Origin of the sequence: Paracidovorax anthurii (assembly GCF_003269065.1) — a bacterium.
Classification (GTDB): domain Bacteria; phylum Pseudomonadota; class Gammaproteobacteria; order Burkholderiales; family Burkholderiaceae_C; genus Paracidovorax; species Paracidovorax anthurii.
The window spans coordinates 1-17093 of record NZ_QLTA01000033.1; the positions used below are offsets into that span (position 1 = coordinate 1).

Here is a 17093-nt window from a genome sequence, read left to right on the forward strand (position 1 = left end):
CGGAAGGCGGGCACGTCGTGCAATGCTTCTTCCATGGCCGGGTCGCTGAGCTTGAACCACTGTTGCATGAAGTGGATGCGCAGCAGCGTCTGCACCGCAAAGGGCTGCTGGCCACGGCGGCCACTCTCGGGCGCGTGGGGCTCGATCAGCGAAACCAGCTCGCCCCAGGGAACCACCAGTTCCATCGCATCAAGGAACTCGCGCTTGCGGGTCCGCTTGATGGTGTTGCCCAGGCCCAGGCTGCTTTGCTTCATGCGCGTATTGTCTCGGCTTCAGGATTGCGCACGCACATCCCGATGGGATTCGTGCAGAGAATCCCTAACCCTACACGTTTTTTCAATTCCAGGCGTGTGGTCAGCCCGCTATCGCCTAGGGTGTGCGTCAGCTTCACCACCAGCCAGTCGGTGGCGTCGATCACGTCTTTGAACCCGCGCAGCGTCACCGGCGCACGAGGCACAAGGTCGGGCCGCCCCAGGGCCAGCGTCAGCTCCATGGTGGCTTTGCCCCGCTCGATGCGCCCGCGCTCGGCACGCGCGGCGGCCATGGTGAATCGCCCCGGCTTTGCTAGACACCTTCGAGCCTCAAACCTGAGGCTGAGGCCCAATAGGAGGTGCCATGACAAGCAAACAGCCCTACCCCGAAGAATTCAAGATCGAAGCGGTCAAGCAGATCACGGAGCGAGGCCACTGGGTGGCCGACGTCTCGGCCCGGATCGGCGTCAGCCAGCACAGCTTGTACAAGTGGATCAAGGTCTATGCAGAGCCTGTACCTGAGCGACGGACGTAAGAGGGAACCTCTCAAAACCTCCGAATTTGCAAGTTTGAGCGCCGTAACTTGTTGATTTATATGGGCGCTGCGTAACTGGGATCGGGGTTTTGAGAGGTTCCCAAGAGTCTCAGACCGAGGAGTTGCGGCGCTTGAAGGCCGAGCTCAGGCGCGTGACCGAGGAGCGCGACATCCTAAAAAAGGCCGCAGCGTACTTCGCCAAGTAGTCCGGGTGAGGTACGCGTTCATCGAGCAGCACGAGCAGGCATACAGCGTGCGACGCATGTGCCAAATGATGCAGATTCACCCCAGCGGCTACTACGCATGGAAGGCTCAGCCGCTGAGCCCGAGGGCCAAGGACGACCAGAGGCTGATGGGCTTGCTCAAACAGGCATGGCTGGGGAGCGGCGGCGTATACGGCTACCGCAAGCTGACGCTGGACATGCGGAACTTGGGCGAGCCTTGCGGTAAGTACCGAGTGGCGCACTTGCTCAAGAGCGAAGGCCTGCGCTCCCAGACGGGCTACAGCCGAAAACCCGGCGTGCGAGGCGGCAAGCTTGGCGTGGTTGCGCTGAACCACCTGCAGCGCCAGTTCACTGCGGCACAGCCCAACCAGTCGTGGGTCGCCGACATTACCTATATCCGGACGCACGAAGGCTGGCTCTACTTGGCGGTCGTGGTCGACCTGTTCTCCAGACAGGTGGTGGGATGGTCGATGGGCAACCGCATCGATACCGGTCTGGTCCTGGACGCGCTACTGATGGCCCTGTGGCGTCGCCAGCCGCAAGCCCCCGTGCTGGTGCACTCCGATCAGGGCTGCCAATTCACCGGCCACGAATGGCAGGCCTTTCTGCGCGAGCACAACTTGGTCAGCAGCATGAGCCGGTGCGGCAACTGCCACGACAACGCCGTGACCGAGAGCTTCTTCCAACTGCTCAAGCGCGAACGCATTCGTCGCCGCATCTACACGACCCGAGACGAAGCTCGTTCGTTCGTCTTCAACTACATCGAAATGTTCTATAACCCCCAACGCCGACACTCATCGACGGGCGGCCTCTTACCGGTTGAGTTCGAACACCAATATTCCCAACGGCTCAGGAGTGTCTAGAAAAGACGCGGCGATTCACTCCTGCTTCAAGTGAGATCAAAGTGAGATCAGCCAAACCCAGCATTCATGCGGTTGTAGTACTGATCTCACGCAAAAACACGGTTAGCGAAGAAGCGGGTTGCGACGGTGTGAGATAGCCCCCTGAAACCCCGGCCCCGTCCTATCGCTTATCTTTGAAGATAGGAGTAGGACTGTGAGTACGACCAGGCATACGGACACTGTTGAAGTCATCTTGAAAGACCAGCGCCGCAGGCGCTGGTCTCCTGCGGAGAAAGCCGCGTTGGTGCGGCGCACTTACGAGCCGGGCATGAGCGTCGCTGGTGGCGCGCCAGGAAGGCGTCGCTGCCAGCTTGCTGTTCCAGTGGAGAAAGCTCAATCGCCAAGGCGCCCTGACGGCCGTCAGTGCCGGCGAAGCCGTGGTGCCCGCATCGGAGCTGGCCGCAGCCCGCGCCGAGATCGCCAAGCTGCAGAGGGTGCTGGGCAAGAAGACGTTGGAGAATGAAATTCTCAAGGAAGCCGTGGAGTACGCTGCCGAAAAAAAGTGGATTGCGCGCTCGCCCTTGTTGCCCGGAGACGACCAATGAAGACGGTCTGCCGGGCGTTGGGCGTGGCGCGCTCGCATGTGCATCAGCTGCATCACCGCAGCGAGGACTGGCGCGATGGCCGCAAGGGGCGCACGCCAGCGGGCGATGCGCAGTTGCTGGCCGAGATCCGCCAGCAGATCACCGATCTGCCCAGCTACGGGTATCGACGCGCCTGCGCCCTGGTCAACCGCCAGCGCAGCGCGCAAACAGGCACACAAGGCAGCACACGGGTCAATCCCAAGCGTGCCTACCGCGTGATGGCCCAGGCCGGACTGCTGCTGCCCAAGACACCCCGACGGCGCCAGTCCAGCCGAAGGCACGAGGGCACCGTGGCGGTGGGGTGCAGCGATCTGCGCTGGTGCTCCGATGGGCTGGAGATCAGGTGCGACTCGGGGCAGACGGTGACGACCACGTTCGCCAAGGATTGCTGCGACCGCGAAGTGATCGCCTGGCGAGCCTGGGAGGGCAAAGGCTTGCCCGGTGAGCCGGTGCGCGAGATGCTGATCGAGGCGGTGGAGAAGCGCTTTGACTCGGTGGAGGCAGTGCCTGCCGACCACTGGCTGGAGTTCCTCAGTGACAACGGCAGCGCCTATATCGCGGCCGAGACGCGAGGGGTGGCCCGCTCACTGGGCCTCAAGCCGATCAACACGCCGGTGTGCAGTCCGCAGAGCAACGGCATGGCCGAGAGCTTCGTCAACGCGTTCAAGCGCGACTACGTGGCTCGCATGGACCTGAGCGATGCGGCCTCCGTGCTGGCGCAACTACCGGCGGCCTTCGAGCACTTCAACGAGGTGCATCCGCACTCGTCGTTGAAAATGCGTTCACCCAGAGAGTTCCGGCGGCATCAGGCCGCCCAGGCACGCCGCTCAACCGTCAAGGACGCGTCGTTACGTTGCGAATAGGACGGGTCCGGGAATACGGGGGCAAGGTCAGGTGAATTGCAGATGCCCATAAATGTGCATCCCTGGTGCGATGAGGTGAGACCAGGGGCTATCAAAAACCTGGGGCGATTGCGGACCAAGACCGGCCGCTTCTAGCCGCTCGCAACGCCGGGAAAAATGAGGGAGGGCCGAAGTCTGGGAGCCGCAAGGCGGAAACCGACCGCTTCCCCCCATTTTTGTACGCGCAAGTAGGGGTGGGGGCGCTGCAGATGTACCCCCACATACCCCTGGATTCCGGCGCACTTCGGCGCATATCTATGCACTGTTCGGAACTGCCCACTACAGGGGAAAAGAAAAAGACCGCACGTCTTTGGAACGATACGGCCTTCGGTGTGGTCCCCTCGACAGGAATCGAACCTGTATCTAGCGCTTAGGAGGCACTCGTTCTATCCATTGAACTACGAGGAGAAGAGGGCGGATTGTAAGGCCCGCGCGCGGGTGTCCCGGCGCGGCGGGGCCGCCCCGGGGTGACCCGGACGGTTCCGGGGATATGGGGATGGTGACTGTTTGGATATACAGTATGCTCATCCCTATGTCCTTCGATCAGATCGCCATTGCCCTCTTCGGTGCCCTTGCCGTCTGGCTGTCGCAGGCCCGCGCGGCGCGGTGGCGGCGGTGGGCCTGCGTGTTCGGGCTGCTGGGGCAGCCGTTCTGGTTCTGGGCCAGCTGGCGCACGGGGCAGTGGGGGGTGTTCGCGGTGTCGGGGCTGTATGCGCTGGCGTGGCTGCGCGGCGTGTGGGTGCACTGGCTGGCGCCCCGGGCGGCGCTGGAGGTGTCGCCGGCGGTGGGCACCATCCAGCTCGCGCCGGGGCCGCGGCGCTGAGATGGCTTCGCCATCAAAAAGATCACTGCGTTGCTTCGCCTTGGCCTGTGCTGCGGCACTGTCTGCAGCTTCGCGCCTGGTTCTCTCTTGGATGGCAAACCCTGAGATCGTGAACACGTTCTGAGAGGCCGCCCCGCCCCGGCGGGGCGGTGGTGTCGGTTGCTATTCTTTATGTAGCAATCCATGCAGCGTTTTCGGCGACATGGAGGCCTTTTCACTCATAACGAAGGGTGTAGATGAGGTCCACCGCGCTCTGCACGCCCGTCTGGCCGCGCAGGGTGAGCCGCTGGGTGAGGTCGTAGAAGATGTAGAGCGTGCCGAGGGCACCCGAGAGGCTGCGCTCGTAGGTCACGTAGAGGTCCTTGGAGAGCCGCTTGCCGAAGGTGAGGGCCGCGCCGGCGGCGTCCTCGCCCGTGGAGCTGGTGCCGCTGCTCGATCGCGGGCCCCGGAAGCCGATCTCGTCGAGCCCCAGGCGGTTGGCGAAGTTGCCCGCGCCGCCGTTGCCGCCGCCTCCGCCGAGCAGGGCGAGCGCGGCCTGCTGCAGCAGGGCCGCCTCGGCGCCGCCGGAGGCCGCGCTGCGGCCCAGCACCACCCAGGAGAGTTTCTCGGCGTCGGGCAGTTCGGGGTCGGAGTAGAGCGCCACGCGCGGCGCCTTGGCCGTGCCCGTGACCTGCACGCCCGCGCGCACGCTGATATTGGGGCGGATGGCCAGCACGTCCAGCGCGGGGTTGTCGTAGGGGCCGTTGAAGCGCGCGAGGCCGGTCTCCACGTTGAGCGACTGGCCCCAGGCGCGGTAGCGGCCTTCCACGGTGCGCACCTCGCCGGTGATGCGCGGCGGGCCGCCCAGCGTGGCGGCGCCCCGGATTTCGAGCTGGCCCGCGAGGCGCGTGGTGATGCCGTGGCCCTGCAGCGCGAAGTCGTCGCCCAGGTCGAGGGTGAGCGCGATGTCGGGCGGGCGCGCGGCCTCGACGCGGCCGGCCTGGGCACCGGCGCGTTCCGCGGCCCGGGCGTCCTCGCGGTCCTTGGCGGCCGAGCGCACGACCACGTCGCTGCCCAGGCTGGGCGCGCCGGCCTCGGCCAGGATGATGGTGGCGCGGTCGGTGGTGAGCTTGCCGCGCAGCGAGAGCTGGCCCTGGCGCAGTTGCGCCCGCACCTGGCCCGAGACGCTCACCTGCCGGTCGGCGCGCACCAGCACCTGCAGCGCGCGCGCCTCGGCGCTGAAATCCATGGCGATGCCCGAGCTAGAGCCCGTGGCCGCGCCGCCCTGGCCCAGCCCGGCCCACGAGACGCTGCCCGTGCCCGAGAGCGTGCCGCCGTCCTTGGGCGCGGCGGTGCGGTTGCCGCTGAAGCCGGCGATGCGCGCGCTGCTGCCGGCGCCGCCGTTCACGCGGAATTCGGTCACGTCGAGCCGGTCGCCGCGCAGGGCGGCGCGCAGGCGGCCGTTCTGCAGGTCCACGCCGTCCAGCAGCGAGCGCACCGCGAGCCGGTCGGCCGCGAGCGTGCCGCTCCAGCGCGGCGCGGCGCGGCTGCCCGAGAGGGCGACGTCGGCGTCGAGCATGCCCTGCACGCGCCAGCCCGGCGGCGCGAGGGCGGACCACACGCCGATGTCGGGCAGGCGCGCGCGCGCCGTGGCCGAGACGGGCGCGTCGGCGGGCCATTGCCAGCCGCCGTCGGCCCGGCCCAGGCGGGTGGCGGCCTCGGCCTGGATCTGCCCGGCGCGCTCGCTGTCCCAGCGCAGGCGCGCGCGCACGTCCTCGCCCTCGGCCTGCAGTTGCAGCTCGGCGGCGCGCACGCCGGCGGGCGTGCCGGGGCCTTCGCGCGTGTCCGTGGCGGTGGTGGCCGCCGCCGCGCGGGCGGCGAGTCCGGCCCCCGCGCCCGTTCCCGTGCTGGGGCCGCTGCTGCGCACCACGGTGGCGGTGGGCGCGGCGCCGGTCAGCAGGCGGAGGTCGCCGGCGGTGCGGCGCAGGCTGGCGCTGGCGCGCAGGGTGTCGCCCGCGTCCACGTCCCAGTCGCCGTCGAAGACGAGGTCGCCCTGCATCCCCAGGCGGGCGAGGGCGTCGCTGCCCTGGGCCACGGCCTCGGCCCAGGCCATGGGCAGCCCCTGGAGCTGGCCGCGCGTGCGCAGCTGCAGGCCGCCGGCCGGCGTGCGCACGAAGCGCACGGGCTCCCAGCGCAGGGCCACCGCGCCGGGCGCGGGGCCGGTGACGCGCGCCTGCCCGCCCGAGGTCTCCACCCGCAGCGCGGGCGCGGTGTCCGCCGCCACGGTGAGCGGCTGCGCGAACTGCACGGTCCAGGGGCCGGGCCGCTGCCCGTCGCGGGCCTGCACGCGCAGCTCGTCGATCTGCGCGTTCCACCGGCCCGGCGCGGGCGCGCCGGCGGTGCCGCGCAGGTGCAGGTCGAGGCGGCGCTCGTCCAGCCGGGCCTCGCCGTCGAGCGCCAGCGTGGACCGGGGCACGGAGCCCGACAGCTCGGCGCGCACGGCCGTGAGCCGCACGGTGGCGGGGCCCGCGCCGGTGCCCGGCCGGGGGGGCAGGGCGACTTCCCAGCGCGGCGTGGCGAACTGCGCCTGCCAGTCGAAGGGGCCGGGCGCGGTGGCCGCCGCGCCGGCGGGGCGCGCCACGAGGCCCGCGGCCTGCAGTTGCCCCTGCAGGGACTGCCAGCCGCCGTTCCAGCGCCCGGCGAGCCGGGCCTCGCCCTGCAGCGCCGCGCCACCCAGCGCGGTGCGCAGGCCGGGGACGGACTCGATCCACTGCTGCACGCGCCGGGCGTCGGCCACGCGCAGCTCCAGCGTGCCGGCACCCGCGCGCGGGGCGATGCGGCCGTCCGCCTGCGCGGTGGCGCCGGGCAGCGTGGCCTGCAACTGGCCCTGCGCCGAGCGCGCGGCCGTGTCGATGCGCAGCTGCCGCGCGCGGGCCTGCGCCTGCAGCGCGTCGATCTGCAGCTGGGCCAGGGCGAGCACGCCGCCCTGCCACGTGCCTTCGGCCGCGATGCGGTCGATGCGCGGCGCCGCGCTGGCGGTGGAGGCGCCGGCGGCCCGGGCGGGGCGCGGGGAGCCCGTGGCGCCCGCGTGGATGTCGGCCGAGAACTGCACCACGGGCGGCGCGGCGGCGCCGGCCTCGGCGCCTGGGCTGCGCGCGCGGGCGCGGCCGGCCAGGGGCGCGGGGTCGAGGGTGCTCAGCACGGCGTCGGGGCGCACGCCGCGCAGTTCCAGGTCGCCCTGCAGGGCCTGTGTGGCGGGAGTGAAGGCGGCGCCTTCGAGCGCGATGCTGCCGCCGCCCACGCGCGCGGTGGCCTGGGGCACGGTCCAGCGGGTGCCGTCGAAATCCGCGCGGGCGTCGAGGGATTCGACGGGCAGCCGGCCCCGGTCCCAGGGGCCGGGCAGGGCGTTGCTCAGCTGGGCGGAGAGGGCCCAGCCGGTGGCGGTGGCCGGGGGCACGGCCGGGGCCGGGGCTGCGCCGATGCGCCCGCTCAGGCGCGTGGCCGGCGCGCCGGGCCAGAGGGCCGCCACGTCCAGGGCCTGCAGTTCGGCGCGCGCTTCCAGCAGGGGCTGCGTGGCCCAGGGGGCGATGCGGGCCTGCACGTCCGCGCGCATGGGCTCGGCGGCGGCGGGGGGCGATGCGGGCGCGGGCCGCGTGGCCGCCGTGCCGCCGCGTGGTGCGTGCGAGGCGGGGCCGGCCGGGGTGGAGGCGGCAGGGGTCGGGGCCGGCGTGGCCTGCAGGCGGGCGGTGGCGTCGAGCCGCGCGGCGGCCGTGGCCAGGGTGCCGCGCACCTCGGCGCGGGCCGTGGCGTCCAGGTCGGCGCCGCCGCCCGGCGCGGGCGTGCGCACCACGCCGTCGGCGGTCAGCACGAGCGCCATGGGCGCCTGCGCCTGCAGCGTGGCGCTGGCGGTGTAGCGGCCCTGGGCGAATTCGAGGCTGTCGAGCGTGGCGCGGTGCTGCTCGCCGTCGAAGCGGTAGCGGCCGGCAAGGTGGCGCACCGTCACGGGGCTGGCGGCGGCCCAGGTGATCTCGTCCACGCGCAGCGGCAGGTCGATGCGCAGCGGCAGCACCAGCTGCTCCAGCGGCTGCGGGGGCGTGTCGGGTTCGGGCCGCGCCGCCGGCCGGGGCGTGGCGACGACGCGCGCGGCGTGGACCTCGCCCAGCGTGAGTTCGCGCCGCAGCAGCGGCGGCAGGCTCCAGCCGATGCGCGCGTCCTGCACTTCCACGGCCAGGGTCGGGCTGCTCCAGCGCAGCCAGCCGATGCGGCCGCCCGCGCGCACCGAGCCGGTCACGTCGCGGGTTTCGAGGGTCTGCCCGGCCGGCAGGTAGCGGGCCGCCTGCGCGAGCGTGGTGGCGAGCGAGGTGCCGGTGCCGGCCCACCACCAGGCGGCCGCGAGCAGGGCGAGCACGAGGGCGCAGAGGCCGGCGAGGGCCCACAGCGCGATGCGCCAGGCGCGTCCCTTGCGGGGCGCCGGGGGGCGGGGGGCTGCGGCGGCGGCGTAGGGGTTCGGGGTCTGGTGCGTGGCCATCGGATCGCGCGAAAACAGTCAATGCCGGTCAGAAGCTGAAGCCCAGGCGCAGGTGCAGCCGCAGCGCCTTGGCCTGCACGCCGTAGGCGATGTCGGCCTGCAGCGGGCCCACGGGGCTGCGCCAGCGCAGGCCGGCGCCCACGCCCACGCGCGGGTCCAGGTCGCCCACGCGGTCGGCCACGGCGCCGGCGTCCACGAACACGGCGCTCTCGAAGTCGGTGCGGTTGCCGCGCAGCTCGATGGGCCGCTGCCATTCCATGCTGGCCACGGCGAGGTAGCGGCCGCCGTAGAGCGTGCCGTTGTCGGTGCGCGCGCCGATCTTCTGGTAGCCGTAGCCGCGCACGGTGGTGTCGCCGCCGGTGAGAAAGAGCTGGGTCACCGGGATGTCGGCGCCGTCCCGCGCGATCACCGCGCCGCCCTCGGCGCGCAGCGACAGCCGGCTCGCGCGCGTTACGCCCTCGCCCATGTCCACCCGGCCCATGGGCACGAAGGCCTGCCCGCGCAGGCGCGCGCGCAGGAACGGGTCGCGCTCGGGCCGCAGCGTGGTGCCCGCGCCCAGTTCCGCCGCGATGCCGTAGCCGCGCGTGGGGGCGGTGTCGCTGTTGAAGTAGCGGCCGGTCCAGCCGTAGTTGGCGCTGATGGCGCTGCTGGAGGGCGGCGCATCGGTGCCCCGGCTCTTGGCCGTGTCGTACTGCAGGAAGTAGCTGCGGTCGATGTGGCCGTCGCTCTTGGTGCGCCCGCCGCGCAGGCGGCTGCTGTCGGTGTCGTAGCTGCCGGTCTGCTCGCGCTGCAGTTGCGCGCCGCCGAACCAGCGCCAGCCGTCCTCGCCCGGCAGGTCGGTCCATTCGGTGGAGGCCAGCCGGGTCTTCCGGTCGATGGCGATCTTGCTCACCGCGCGCCAGCCGATGCCGGGCAGGCGGTTGTGGATGTGGTCCAGGCTCAGGCGCGGGCCGCTGTCGGTGGAGACGCCCACGCCGAAGACGACCTTCTTGAGCGGCGCCTCGCGCACCTGGGCCGTGACCGGCGCGGCCTGCGGATCGGTGCCCTCGGTGTCGAGCGCGAGGAACACGGCGTCGTAATAGCCGCTGCTGGCCAGGCGCGACTGGGCGTCGAGCAGCGCGGCCTCGGAGTAGTCGGCGCCGGTGGGCAGCCGCGCGATGCGGCGCGCGCCGTCGGGGTCGTAGCGCTCGCTGCCGCGCACGCGCAGCGGCCCGAAGCGGTAGGCGGGGCCGGGCGCGTAGGTCACGCCCAGCCGGGCCTCGGCGCGGTCGGCGTCGATCTCGGCGCGGCTCGCATCGATGCGGGCCGTGGGGTAGCGCCGCGCCTGCAGCTGGCGCAGGCCGTCGGCCTTGGCGCCGTCCCAGGCATCCTGCGTGAAGGGCTGGCCGGGCTGCAGCGGCCAAGCGCGCTGGATGCGCTCCTTGCGCCGGGCGAATTCGGGCGATTCCGCCTCCGGGCCGGTGAAGGCGACGTCGGTGCTGGTGACGCGCGCCATCGGGCCGGGCTCCACGTCCACGGTGATGGCGCGCGGGGCGGCCGCGCCGGGCGTCTCCTTCAGGGCGATGGCGAGCGTGGGGCTGAAGTAGCCCAGGGTGGCGAGCAACTCGCGCGCGTTCGCCTCGGCCGCGCCCAGCAGGCGCGAGAGTTCGCCGGCCTGCAGGTCCGGCAGGCGGCGAAAGCGCTGCAGCTCCATGTGGCGCGTGAGCAGTTCGCGCACGGCCTCGGGGCCGCGCACTTCGAGGGTGAACGCCTCGGCCCCCGTGCCGGCGGGGCCGGCATCGGAGGCGAGGGTGGCGGTGTCGTCGTCGCTGTCCGCCTTGTCGCGGGCGCCGGGCAGCAGGCTGCAGCCCTGGAGCGCCATGAGACTCAGAAGCAGCAACGCCGGCCAACGGGCCGGCGCTGAGGAAAGGCTGGGCATGAAGATTATTTTGACAGCAGCCGCATGGCCTCTTCGAGCCCCTTGAGGGACAAAGGGTGCATCCGCCCCCCCAGCAACTGTAGGATGAGGCCGATACTTTGCCGGTACTGCCACACGCCCTGCGGTTCGGGGTTGATCCAGGCGTGTTTCGGGAAGGCGTGCGTGAGCCGCTGCAGCCACTCGGCGCCGGGCTCCTCGTTGTTGTATTCCACGCTGCCGCCGGGCTGCAGGATCTCGTAGGGGCTCATGGTCGCGTCGCCCACGAAGATCAGCTTGTAGTCGCGGTTGTACTTGCGGATGAGGTCCCAGGTGGGGAACTTCTCCGCGAAGCGGCGCCGGTTGTTCTTCCACACGTAGTCATAGACGCAGTTGTGGAAGTAGTAGAACTCCAGGTGCTTGAACTCGCTGCGGGCGGCGGAGAACAGCTCCTCCACCCGCTGCACGTGCTCGTCCATCGAGCCGCCCACGTCCATGAGCAGCAGCACGCGCGCGTTGTTGTGGCGCTCGGGCACCATCCTGATGTCGAGCCAGCCCGCGTTGGCGGCCGTGCTGCGGATGGTGTCCGGCAGATCCAGCTCCAGCGCGTTGCCCTCCCGCGCGAAGCGGCGCAGGCGCCGCAGGGCCACCTTGATGTTGCGCGTGCCCAGCTCCTGGGTGTCGTCGTAGTCGCGGAAGGCGCGCTGGTCCCAGACCTTCACGGCGCTCTTGTTGCGGCCCTGGCCGCCGATGCGCACGCCCTGCGGGTTGGTGCCGCCATGGCCGAAGGGGCTGGTGCCGCCGGTGCCGATCCACTTGCTGCCGCCCTCGTGGCGCTCCTGCTGCTCTTCCAGGCGTTTTTTCAGCGTCTCCATGAGCTCGTCCCAGCCCATCTTCTCGATGGCGGCCTTCTGCTCGGGGGTGAGCTCGCGCTCCAGCACCTGGCGCAGCCAGTCGGTGGGGATCTCCTTGCGGAAGTCGGCCACCAGCTCCACGCCCTTGAAGTAGGCGCCGAACGCGCGGTCGAACTTGTCGAAGTGCTTCTCGTCCTTGACGAGCACGGTGCGCGCGAGGTGGTAGAAGTCGTCCTGGCTCCAGCCGCCCTCGGAGCGCGGGCCCACCACGCCCGCCTCCAGGGCCTCCAGCAGCGCGAGGTATTCCTTGACCGACACCGGCAGTTGGCCGGCGCGCAGCGCGTAGAAGAAGTCGATCAGCATGCTGGGCGCTCCGGTTCAGGCAAGAAGAGGCTCCATGTCGCCGGTTTTATTGGGGATGTTGCTCTAAAAGATATAGCAAATGGGCCTTCGTCTCGGGCCACTCGCCAGACCGGAGGCTGTACATCACCGTGTCGCGGATGGTGCCGTCGCGGCGCAGCGCGTGGCCGCGGAGCACACCGTCCCTGCGTGCGCCCAGGCGTTCGATGGCGCGCTGCGACGCGAAGTTGAAGTTGTCGGTGCGCCAGCCCACCACGTGGCAGCCCAGGGCGTCGAACGCATGCCCCATCATGAGCAGCTTGGCCGTGGTGTTGACGTGGGTGCGCTGCACGCGCTTGGCGTACCACGTGTAGCCGATCTCCACGCGGCGCACGGCGGGCAGCACGTCGTGGAAGCTGGTGGTGCCCAGCACCTCGCCGCTGGCGTCGTCGAGCACCGCGAAGGCGAAGCGGTGGCCCTGGGCGCGGCCGTCCAGCGCGGCCTCGACGTAGGCGCGCGTGGCGCCGGGTTCGGGCACGGAGGTGACGCGCAGGGTCCAGAGGTTGCCATCGGCCGCGGCCGCGACCAGGCCGGCTTCGTGCGACAGGGCCAGGGGCTCCAGCCGCACGCCGCGGTCCCGGAGGGTGACGGGTTCGATGAACGCCATGGGGGATCAGTCCTTGGTGGATGCCTGGCGGGCGGCGCGCCAGCGCCGCGCGCCCTGCAGGCCCAGGCCGCCGCCCAGGCCCACGAGGGCGATGCCCGCGAGGCTGGCGGCGCCGTAGCCCGGCGCGAAAACGTCCAGGCCCAGCCACTGGCCGAGCCCGTAGCCCGCGAGGGCCCCGCCGACGAAGCCCAGGGCGTCGGACAGGCCCTCGATCAGCAGCCGCCGCGCGTCGCTCATCGCGGGCCCCTCAGCGGTGGCGCTGGTTCATGAAGACCAGCTTCTCGAACAGGCCCACGTCCTGCTCGTTCTTGAGCAGCGCGCCCACCAGCGGCGGGATCGCCACCTTGTCGTCGCCGCTCTGCAGCGCCGAGAGGGGGATGTCCTCGGCCACCAGCAGCTTGAGCCAGTCGATGAGTTCGCTGGTGGAGGGCTTTTTCTTGAGGCCGGGCAGGTTGCGCACCTCGTAGAAAGTTTTCATCGCGGCCGCGAGCAGATCGCCCTTGAGCGTGGGGAAGTGCACCGCGACGATCTGGCGCATGGTGTCCGCGTCGGGGAAGCGGATGTAGTGGAAGAAGCAGCGGCGCAGGAAGGCGTCGGGCAGCTCCTTCTCGTTGTTGGAGGTGATGAACACCAGCGGCCGGTGCTTCGCGCGGACCAGTTCGCGCGTCTCGTAGCAGTGGAATTCCATGCGGTCGAGCTCGCGCAGCAGGTCGTTGGGGAATTCGATGTCGGCCTTGTCGATCTCGTCGATCAGCAGCGCCACGGGTCGCTCGGCCGTGAATGCCTGCCACAGCACGCCCTGCAGGATGTAGTTGCGGATGTCCTTCACGCGCTCGCCGCTCTCGGCATCGCCGAGCTGGCTGTCGCGCAGCCGGCTCACCGCGTCGTATTCGTAGAGGCCCTGCTGCGCCTTGGTGGTGGACTTGACGTGCCACTGCAGCAGGGGCAAGCCGAGCGAGCGCGCCACTTCCTCGGCCAGCAGGGTCTTGCCCGTGCCCGGCTCGCCCTTGACCAGCAGCGGCCGCTGCAGCGTGATGGCGGCATTCACGGCGAGCTTGAGATCCGCGGTGGCGACATAACTCTCGGAGCCTTGGAATTTCATGGCGAGTGCAGCGGCAGTGGTAATAGGGTAATCGTTGATAAATCGCCGGAACGGGCGCTGGCTATAATCATTTTCGCCCTTCGAGCACCGACAAACTCCTTTGGATTGTGCGCGCAAAATGAACAAGAAGTTGACCACGATATTCGCCGTCGCTGTCGCTTGCGTGACCTTCGGCGCCTCTGCCCAGGAGATCAAGGGCGACCCGAAGGCGGGCGAGGGCAAGATCGCCATGTGCATCGGCTGCCACGGCATCCCCGGCTACCAGGCGAGCTTTCCCGAGGTGCACAAGGTGCCCATGATCTCGGGCCAGGGCGCCCGCTACATCGCCGCGGCGCTGGAGTCCTACAAGAAGGGCGACCGCCGGCACCCCACCATGCGCGGCATCGCCGACTCCCTCTCCGAGCAGGACATCGCCGACGTGGCCGCCTACTACGCCGCCCAGCCGCGCCCGGGCGGCGCCCCCGCCAAGGCCTCGCGCGAGCCGAGCGCGCAGGTGGCGCAGCTGCTGCAAAAGGGCGCCTGCGTGTCCTGCCACGGCGAGAATTTCTCCAAGCCCATCGATCCTTCCTACCCGAAGATCGCGGGCCAGCACGCCGATTACCTCTTCGTCGCGCTCAAGGCCTACAAGACCGACAAGAACGCCCACCTGGGCCGCTCTAATGCCATCATGGCGGGCGTCGCCAAGCAGTTCTCCAATGCCGAACTGAAGGCGCTGGCCGGATACCTGGGCTCGCTCGACGGCGAATTGCAGGTGGTGCCGCAATCCCGTTTCCGTTGAGCTTTCTACCGCCCGGGGATATTCCAGGGTATTCACCCATTTTCAAATGGAAGAAAATGAAAATGCATTTCCTTCCATATTCATCCCGGTAGCGCTGGCGGGCCGCCGGATCTCCCGGCCCATGGGCTCGCCCGGCGGGCAAGCCCATGGGCGCGGGGCCCGTCACGACAGCGCGTTCGATGCCTTGGAGATCGGGCAGCCGAACAGGTCCCCAACCCAGTCCACCACCTGTTCCAGCGCGTAGCCCAGGGCCACCATGGCCTGCTGCACCTGCGCCGCCAGCGCGCCCAGGCCCTGCAGCAGGCTGGCCAGGGCCTTGCCGAGCTGCTGGAATTGGTCCTTGAGGATCTGGCCGATCAGCTCCAGGCCGTTGACGAAGTTGCGCCACTGGTCCTTGGCCCAGCGCAGGAAGTCGGCCAGGCTGGAGAGCACCGCCTGGAGCAGCTCCGACGCCTTCTGCTGCAGCACGGTGAGCAGGTGGCCGGCGACGTCCTTGAGGTGGGTGATGACGCCCGCCACGTCCACATTCAGCAGGGTGTAGGGGTTGCCCTGGTCGCCCAGGTGCAGGTCGAGCCCGAACAGGCTGAAGTCGAAAAAGCCCGTCACGACCAGCGACTGCAGCGAGGCGGAGAAGCCCAGCCCGGCGGCGACGCTGAAGTTCGGCAGCCGGATCTGGGGCACCAGCGTCACGCCCCACAGCGTGATCCCGTTCCATTCGATGTCCTGCCAGCCGAAGTTGAAGCTGAAGGAGGCGCCGAGCTGGGTCTTGTCGGGGTCGAGCAGGAAGGTGATGCTGTGCCCGCTCCAGGCGCCGCAGCCGCCGGCCGGCTGGCCGTTCTGCACCGCATAGTCCAGCTGGAACCGGTTGTCGGTGGTGGCGAGTGCGTACAGGTGGTCTTCCACCACGTCCAGGAACTGCAGGTAGAGCGAGGAATAGAAGCGCACCGGGTTCCCGCCGTTCACGCCCGGCACCACGATGCCCTCGGGCGTGGCGGCGATCGCCAGTTGCGGGCCCTGGCCGTTCGGCTTGCGCGTGTCGGGGTCCCAGCCGGAGAGCCGGAAGACCGAGCCCCAGGCGATGGCCTGCTGCACCAGGATGTAGCCGGAGAAGCCGGCCTTGGCGTTGGCCGCTTCGACCAGCGTGGCCGTGACCTGCACGTCCGGCTGGCCCAGCAGGGCGAAATCCGCCTGCAGCCCGAAGCCGGCCGGGAACGGGCCGTGGTCGCCGATCGACTGCAACTGCGCGCCTTCCACGAACCAGAAGGTGAACTGGCGGATGCTGATGATCGCGTCCAGGAACCGCACCACGTCGGCGATCGCGGGCTCGCCGTCGCGGTCCAGCGTCTGCGGGGAGAAATCGAGCGCGAATGCCGCGTTGAGCACGTTCGAGACCTGCATCGGCGCCTGGTCGGCCTGCGTCCAGAGCGCGATGCCGTTGGGCACCTCGAAGTCCACGACCTCGACCTCGAAGCCGACGTCGAACTCGTACTGCGGCGCGTCCGGGTTCTGCAGCTTCAGGGCGCCGCCCGCGCTCAGGGTCACGCCGGCCGCCGCCGCGCCCACCGTCACGGTGCCGTGCAGGTCCAGGATGTTCACCGTGCGCAGGCCGAAGGGCTGGTTCCAGTCCTTCACGCCGAGGGTCAGGCTCAGGTCGCCCTCGGACGGGACGATGCGGCCCGTGAGGCTGAGGTCGATGGCGGTGCCCGGCTCGGGATGGAAGGTGCCGGAGGCCTGGGCGCTGATGCTGCTGTTGCCTTGCCCGGGATCGTCCCAGGTGAGCTGGAAGCCGTTGAACGCGAAGATGCCGTTGTCCATGGCGCTGAACTTATTGTTCAGGACCGCCTTGAGCGACTTGTCGCCGCTGTCCTTGGCGTACGAGGCGAACAGATCGAGCTGCGAGACATCGCCCATGAAGTTCGCAACGGCCTTCAGCGAGTCGGTGAGCTGCAGCGAGGTGAACAGCACGAAGCCGGGCGCGATGTCGAAGTCGCCCGCGATCGCGGGGACGTCTTCGGCGCTCAGCAGGCCGAGCGACGACAGGCTGCCGGACTGGCCAGGGATGGTGGACACCACCACGCCGCTGTGGTTGAACACCAGGGCCGACAGCGGCTTCCACAGCGAGCCCGGCGACCATTGCTCCACCACGGCGCCGACCATGATGCCGGTGCCCTGGCTGGTGCGCTGCACGCCGAGCGCGGCATTCACGAAAGGCTGGCCGGAATAGAGCAGGCCGCCCTGCCCGGTGAATTGCACGGACGCGCCCGATGCGTAGCGCAGCGACAGCTGGCCACGGGAGAAGGCGATCTGGTTGGCGGGGCTCCAGTCGAGCATCGCGGGCCAGAGGCCCTGCAGCGGCCACTGCAGGCTCTGGCCCATGGTCGCGTCGAGCGTCATCTCCACGCCGCCATCCGCGCGGCTGAAGGTCAGCACCACCTGCGCGTCGGTGTACTGCGTGCTGCTCAGCGTCAGCGTGGCGCCGCCCTGGGTGGCCTGCAGGTCGAGGTCGGCGCCATCGAGCTGGGCCTGCAGCTGCAGCTGCAGCTGCTTGGTGGAGGGGTTGACCGTCAGGCTCGCGGCGGAGCCGAGCTGCAGCGTGATGCCGTTCAGGTAGTCGCCCAGCGCGGTCTGGATGGGGCCGGGGAACGCGTCCTGCGCCAGTTGCAGCAGCTTGGTCGTGTCGGTCGATTGCAGCGCCCCTTGCAGGGTGGTGTAGATGTCGTTGGTGCCCATG

General features: G+C 70.0%; 11 protein-coding genes, 1 tRNA gene and 2 pseudogenes. 4 read left to right on the forward strand and 10 right to left on the reverse strand.

The window, feature by feature from the left end:
* Positions 1–254: transposase (locus AX018_RS15560; protein WP_146749282.1), on the reverse strand; the 254-nt coding region annotated here is incomplete at its 3' end.
* Positions 251–544 carry a hypothetical protein gene (locus tag AX018_RS15565; protein ID WP_353618495.1) on the reverse strand — a complete coding sequence of 98 codons (294 nt, stop codon included), beginning with the start codon at positions 542–544 and terminating at the stop codon, positions 251–253. The genes AX018_RS15560 and AX018_RS15565, both read right to left, overlap by 4 nt.
* Positions 545–615: 71 nt before the next feature.
* Here AX018_RS15565 and AX018_RS15575 point away from each other — a divergent pair.
* Positions 616–1873 (forward strand): annotated as a pseudogene (locus AX018_RS15575) (IS3 family transposase).
* 193 nt (positions 1874–2066) lie between these two features.
* Positions 2067–3359: pseudogene (locus AX018_RS15580) on the forward strand (IS3 family transposase).
* 372 nt (positions 3360–3731) lie between these two features.
* Here AX018_RS15580 and AX018_RS15585 read toward each other — a convergent pair.
* A tRNA-Arg gene (locus AX018_RS15585) sits at positions 3732–3806 on the reverse strand.
* Between the two features lie 124 nt (positions 3807–3930).
* Here AX018_RS15585 and AX018_RS15590 point away from each other — a divergent pair.
* Positions 3931–4221 (forward strand): hypothetical protein, encoded by a 291-nt coding sequence (locus AX018_RS15590; RefSeq protein WP_111878881.1) that lies wholly within the window; start codon positions 3931–3933, stop codon positions 4219–4221.
* A gap of 214 nt (positions 4222–4435) precedes the next feature.
* Here AX018_RS15590 and AX018_RS15595 read toward each other — a convergent pair whose 3' ends face one another.
* The 6 genes from AX018_RS15595 to AX018_RS15620 are packed head-to-tail and all read right to left on the reverse strand — an operon-like array spanning position 4436 to position 13584.
* On the reverse strand, positions 4436–8728 hold the full coding sequence (locus AX018_RS15595; RefSeq protein ID WP_111878884.1) for a translocation/assembly module TamB domain-containing protein: 4293 nt from the start codon (positions 8726–8728) through the stop codon (positions 4436–4438).
* Positions 8729–8756: 28 nt separating this feature from the next.
* Positions 8757–10646 carry an autotransporter assembly complex protein TamA gene (locus AX018_RS15600; RefSeq protein ID WP_111878886.1) on the reverse strand — a complete coding sequence of 630 codons (1890 nt, stop codon included), beginning with the start codon at positions 10644–10646 and terminating at the stop codon, positions 8757–8759.
* 5 nt (positions 10647–10651) lie between these two features.
* Positions 10652–11839 (reverse strand): vWA domain-containing protein, encoded by a 1188-nt coding sequence (locus AX018_RS15605; RefSeq protein WP_111878889.1) that lies wholly within the window; start codon positions 11837–11839, stop codon positions 10652–10654.
* A gap of 46 nt (positions 11840–11885) precedes the next feature.
* Complete coding sequence (locus AX018_RS15610; protein WP_111878892.1) at positions 11886–12482, reverse strand: GNAT family N-acetyltransferase; 597 nt, start codon at positions 12480–12482, stop codon at positions 11886–11888.
* Between the two features lie 6 nt (positions 12483–12488).
* Positions 12489–12719, reverse strand: a complete 231-nt coding sequence (locus AX018_RS15615) for a hypothetical protein (protein WP_111878894.1) — start codon at positions 12717–12719, stop codon at positions 12489–12491.
* Positions 12720–12729: 10 nt separating this feature from the next.
* Positions 12730–13584: an AAA family ATPase gene (locus AX018_RS15620; RefSeq protein ID WP_111878897.1), complete on the reverse strand. Its 855-nt coding sequence runs from the start codon at positions 13582–13584 to the stop codon at positions 12730–12732.
* 118 nt (positions 13585–13702) lie between these two features.
* On the opposite strand from AX018_RS15620, the gene AX018_RS15625 reads away from it, so the two are divergent.
* Positions 13703–14362 carry a c-type cytochrome gene (locus tag AX018_RS15625; RefSeq protein WP_111878900.1) on the forward strand — a complete coding sequence of 220 codons (660 nt, stop codon included), beginning with the start codon at positions 13703–13705 and terminating at the stop codon, positions 14360–14362.
* 162 nt (positions 14363–14524) lie between these two features.
* On the opposite strand, the gene AX018_RS15630 is transcribed toward AX018_RS15625, so the two are convergent.
* On the reverse strand, positions 14525–17092 hold the full coding sequence (locus AX018_RS15630; protein WP_111878903.1) for a hypothetical protein: 2568 nt from the start codon (positions 17090–17092) through the stop codon (positions 14525–14527).
* Between the last annotated feature and the right edge of the window lies 1 nt (position 17093).

Excerpts from the sequence above, each read along its gene's own strand:
- AX018_RS15610 (WP_111878892.1), bottom strand. The coding sequence starts at position 12,482 with ATGGCGTTCATCGAACCCGTCACCCTCCGGGACCGCGGCGTGCGGCTG.
- AX018_RS15595 (WP_111878884.1), bottom strand. The coding sequence starts at position 8,728 with ATGGCCACGCACCAGACCCCGAACCCCTACGCCGCCGCCGCAGCCCCC.
- AX018_RS15565 (WP_353618495.1), bottom strand. The coding sequence starts at position 544 with ATGGCCGCCGCGCGTGCCGAGCGCGGGCGCATCGAGCGGGGCAAAGCC.
- AX018_RS15630 (WP_111878903.1), bottom strand. The coding sequence starts at position 17,092 with ATGGGCACCAACGACATCTACACCACCCTGCAAGGGGCGCTGCAATCG.
- AX018_RS15600 (WP_111878886.1), bottom strand. The coding sequence starts at position 10,646 with ATGCCCAGCCTTTCCTCAGCGCCGGCCCGTTGGCCGGCGTTGCTGCTT.
- AX018_RS15605 (WP_111878889.1), bottom strand. The coding sequence starts at position 11,839 with ATGCTGATCGACTTCTTCTACGCGCTGCGCGCCGGCCAACTGCCGGTG.
- AX018_RS15615 (WP_111878894.1), bottom strand. The coding sequence starts at position 12,719 with ATGAGCGACGCGCGGCGGCTGCTGATCGAGGGCCTGTCCGACGCCCTG.
- AX018_RS15590 (WP_111878881.1), top strand. The coding sequence starts at position 3,931 with ATGTCCTTCGATCAGATCGCCATTGCCCTCTTCGGTGCCCTTGCCGTC.
- AX018_RS15625 (WP_111878900.1), top strand. The coding sequence starts at position 13,703 with ATGAACAAGAAGTTGACCACGATATTCGCCGTCGCTGTCGCTTGCGTG.
- AX018_RS15620 (WP_111878897.1), bottom strand. The coding sequence starts at position 13,584 with ATGAAATTCCAAGGCTCCGAGAGTTATGTCGCCACCGCGGATCTCAAG.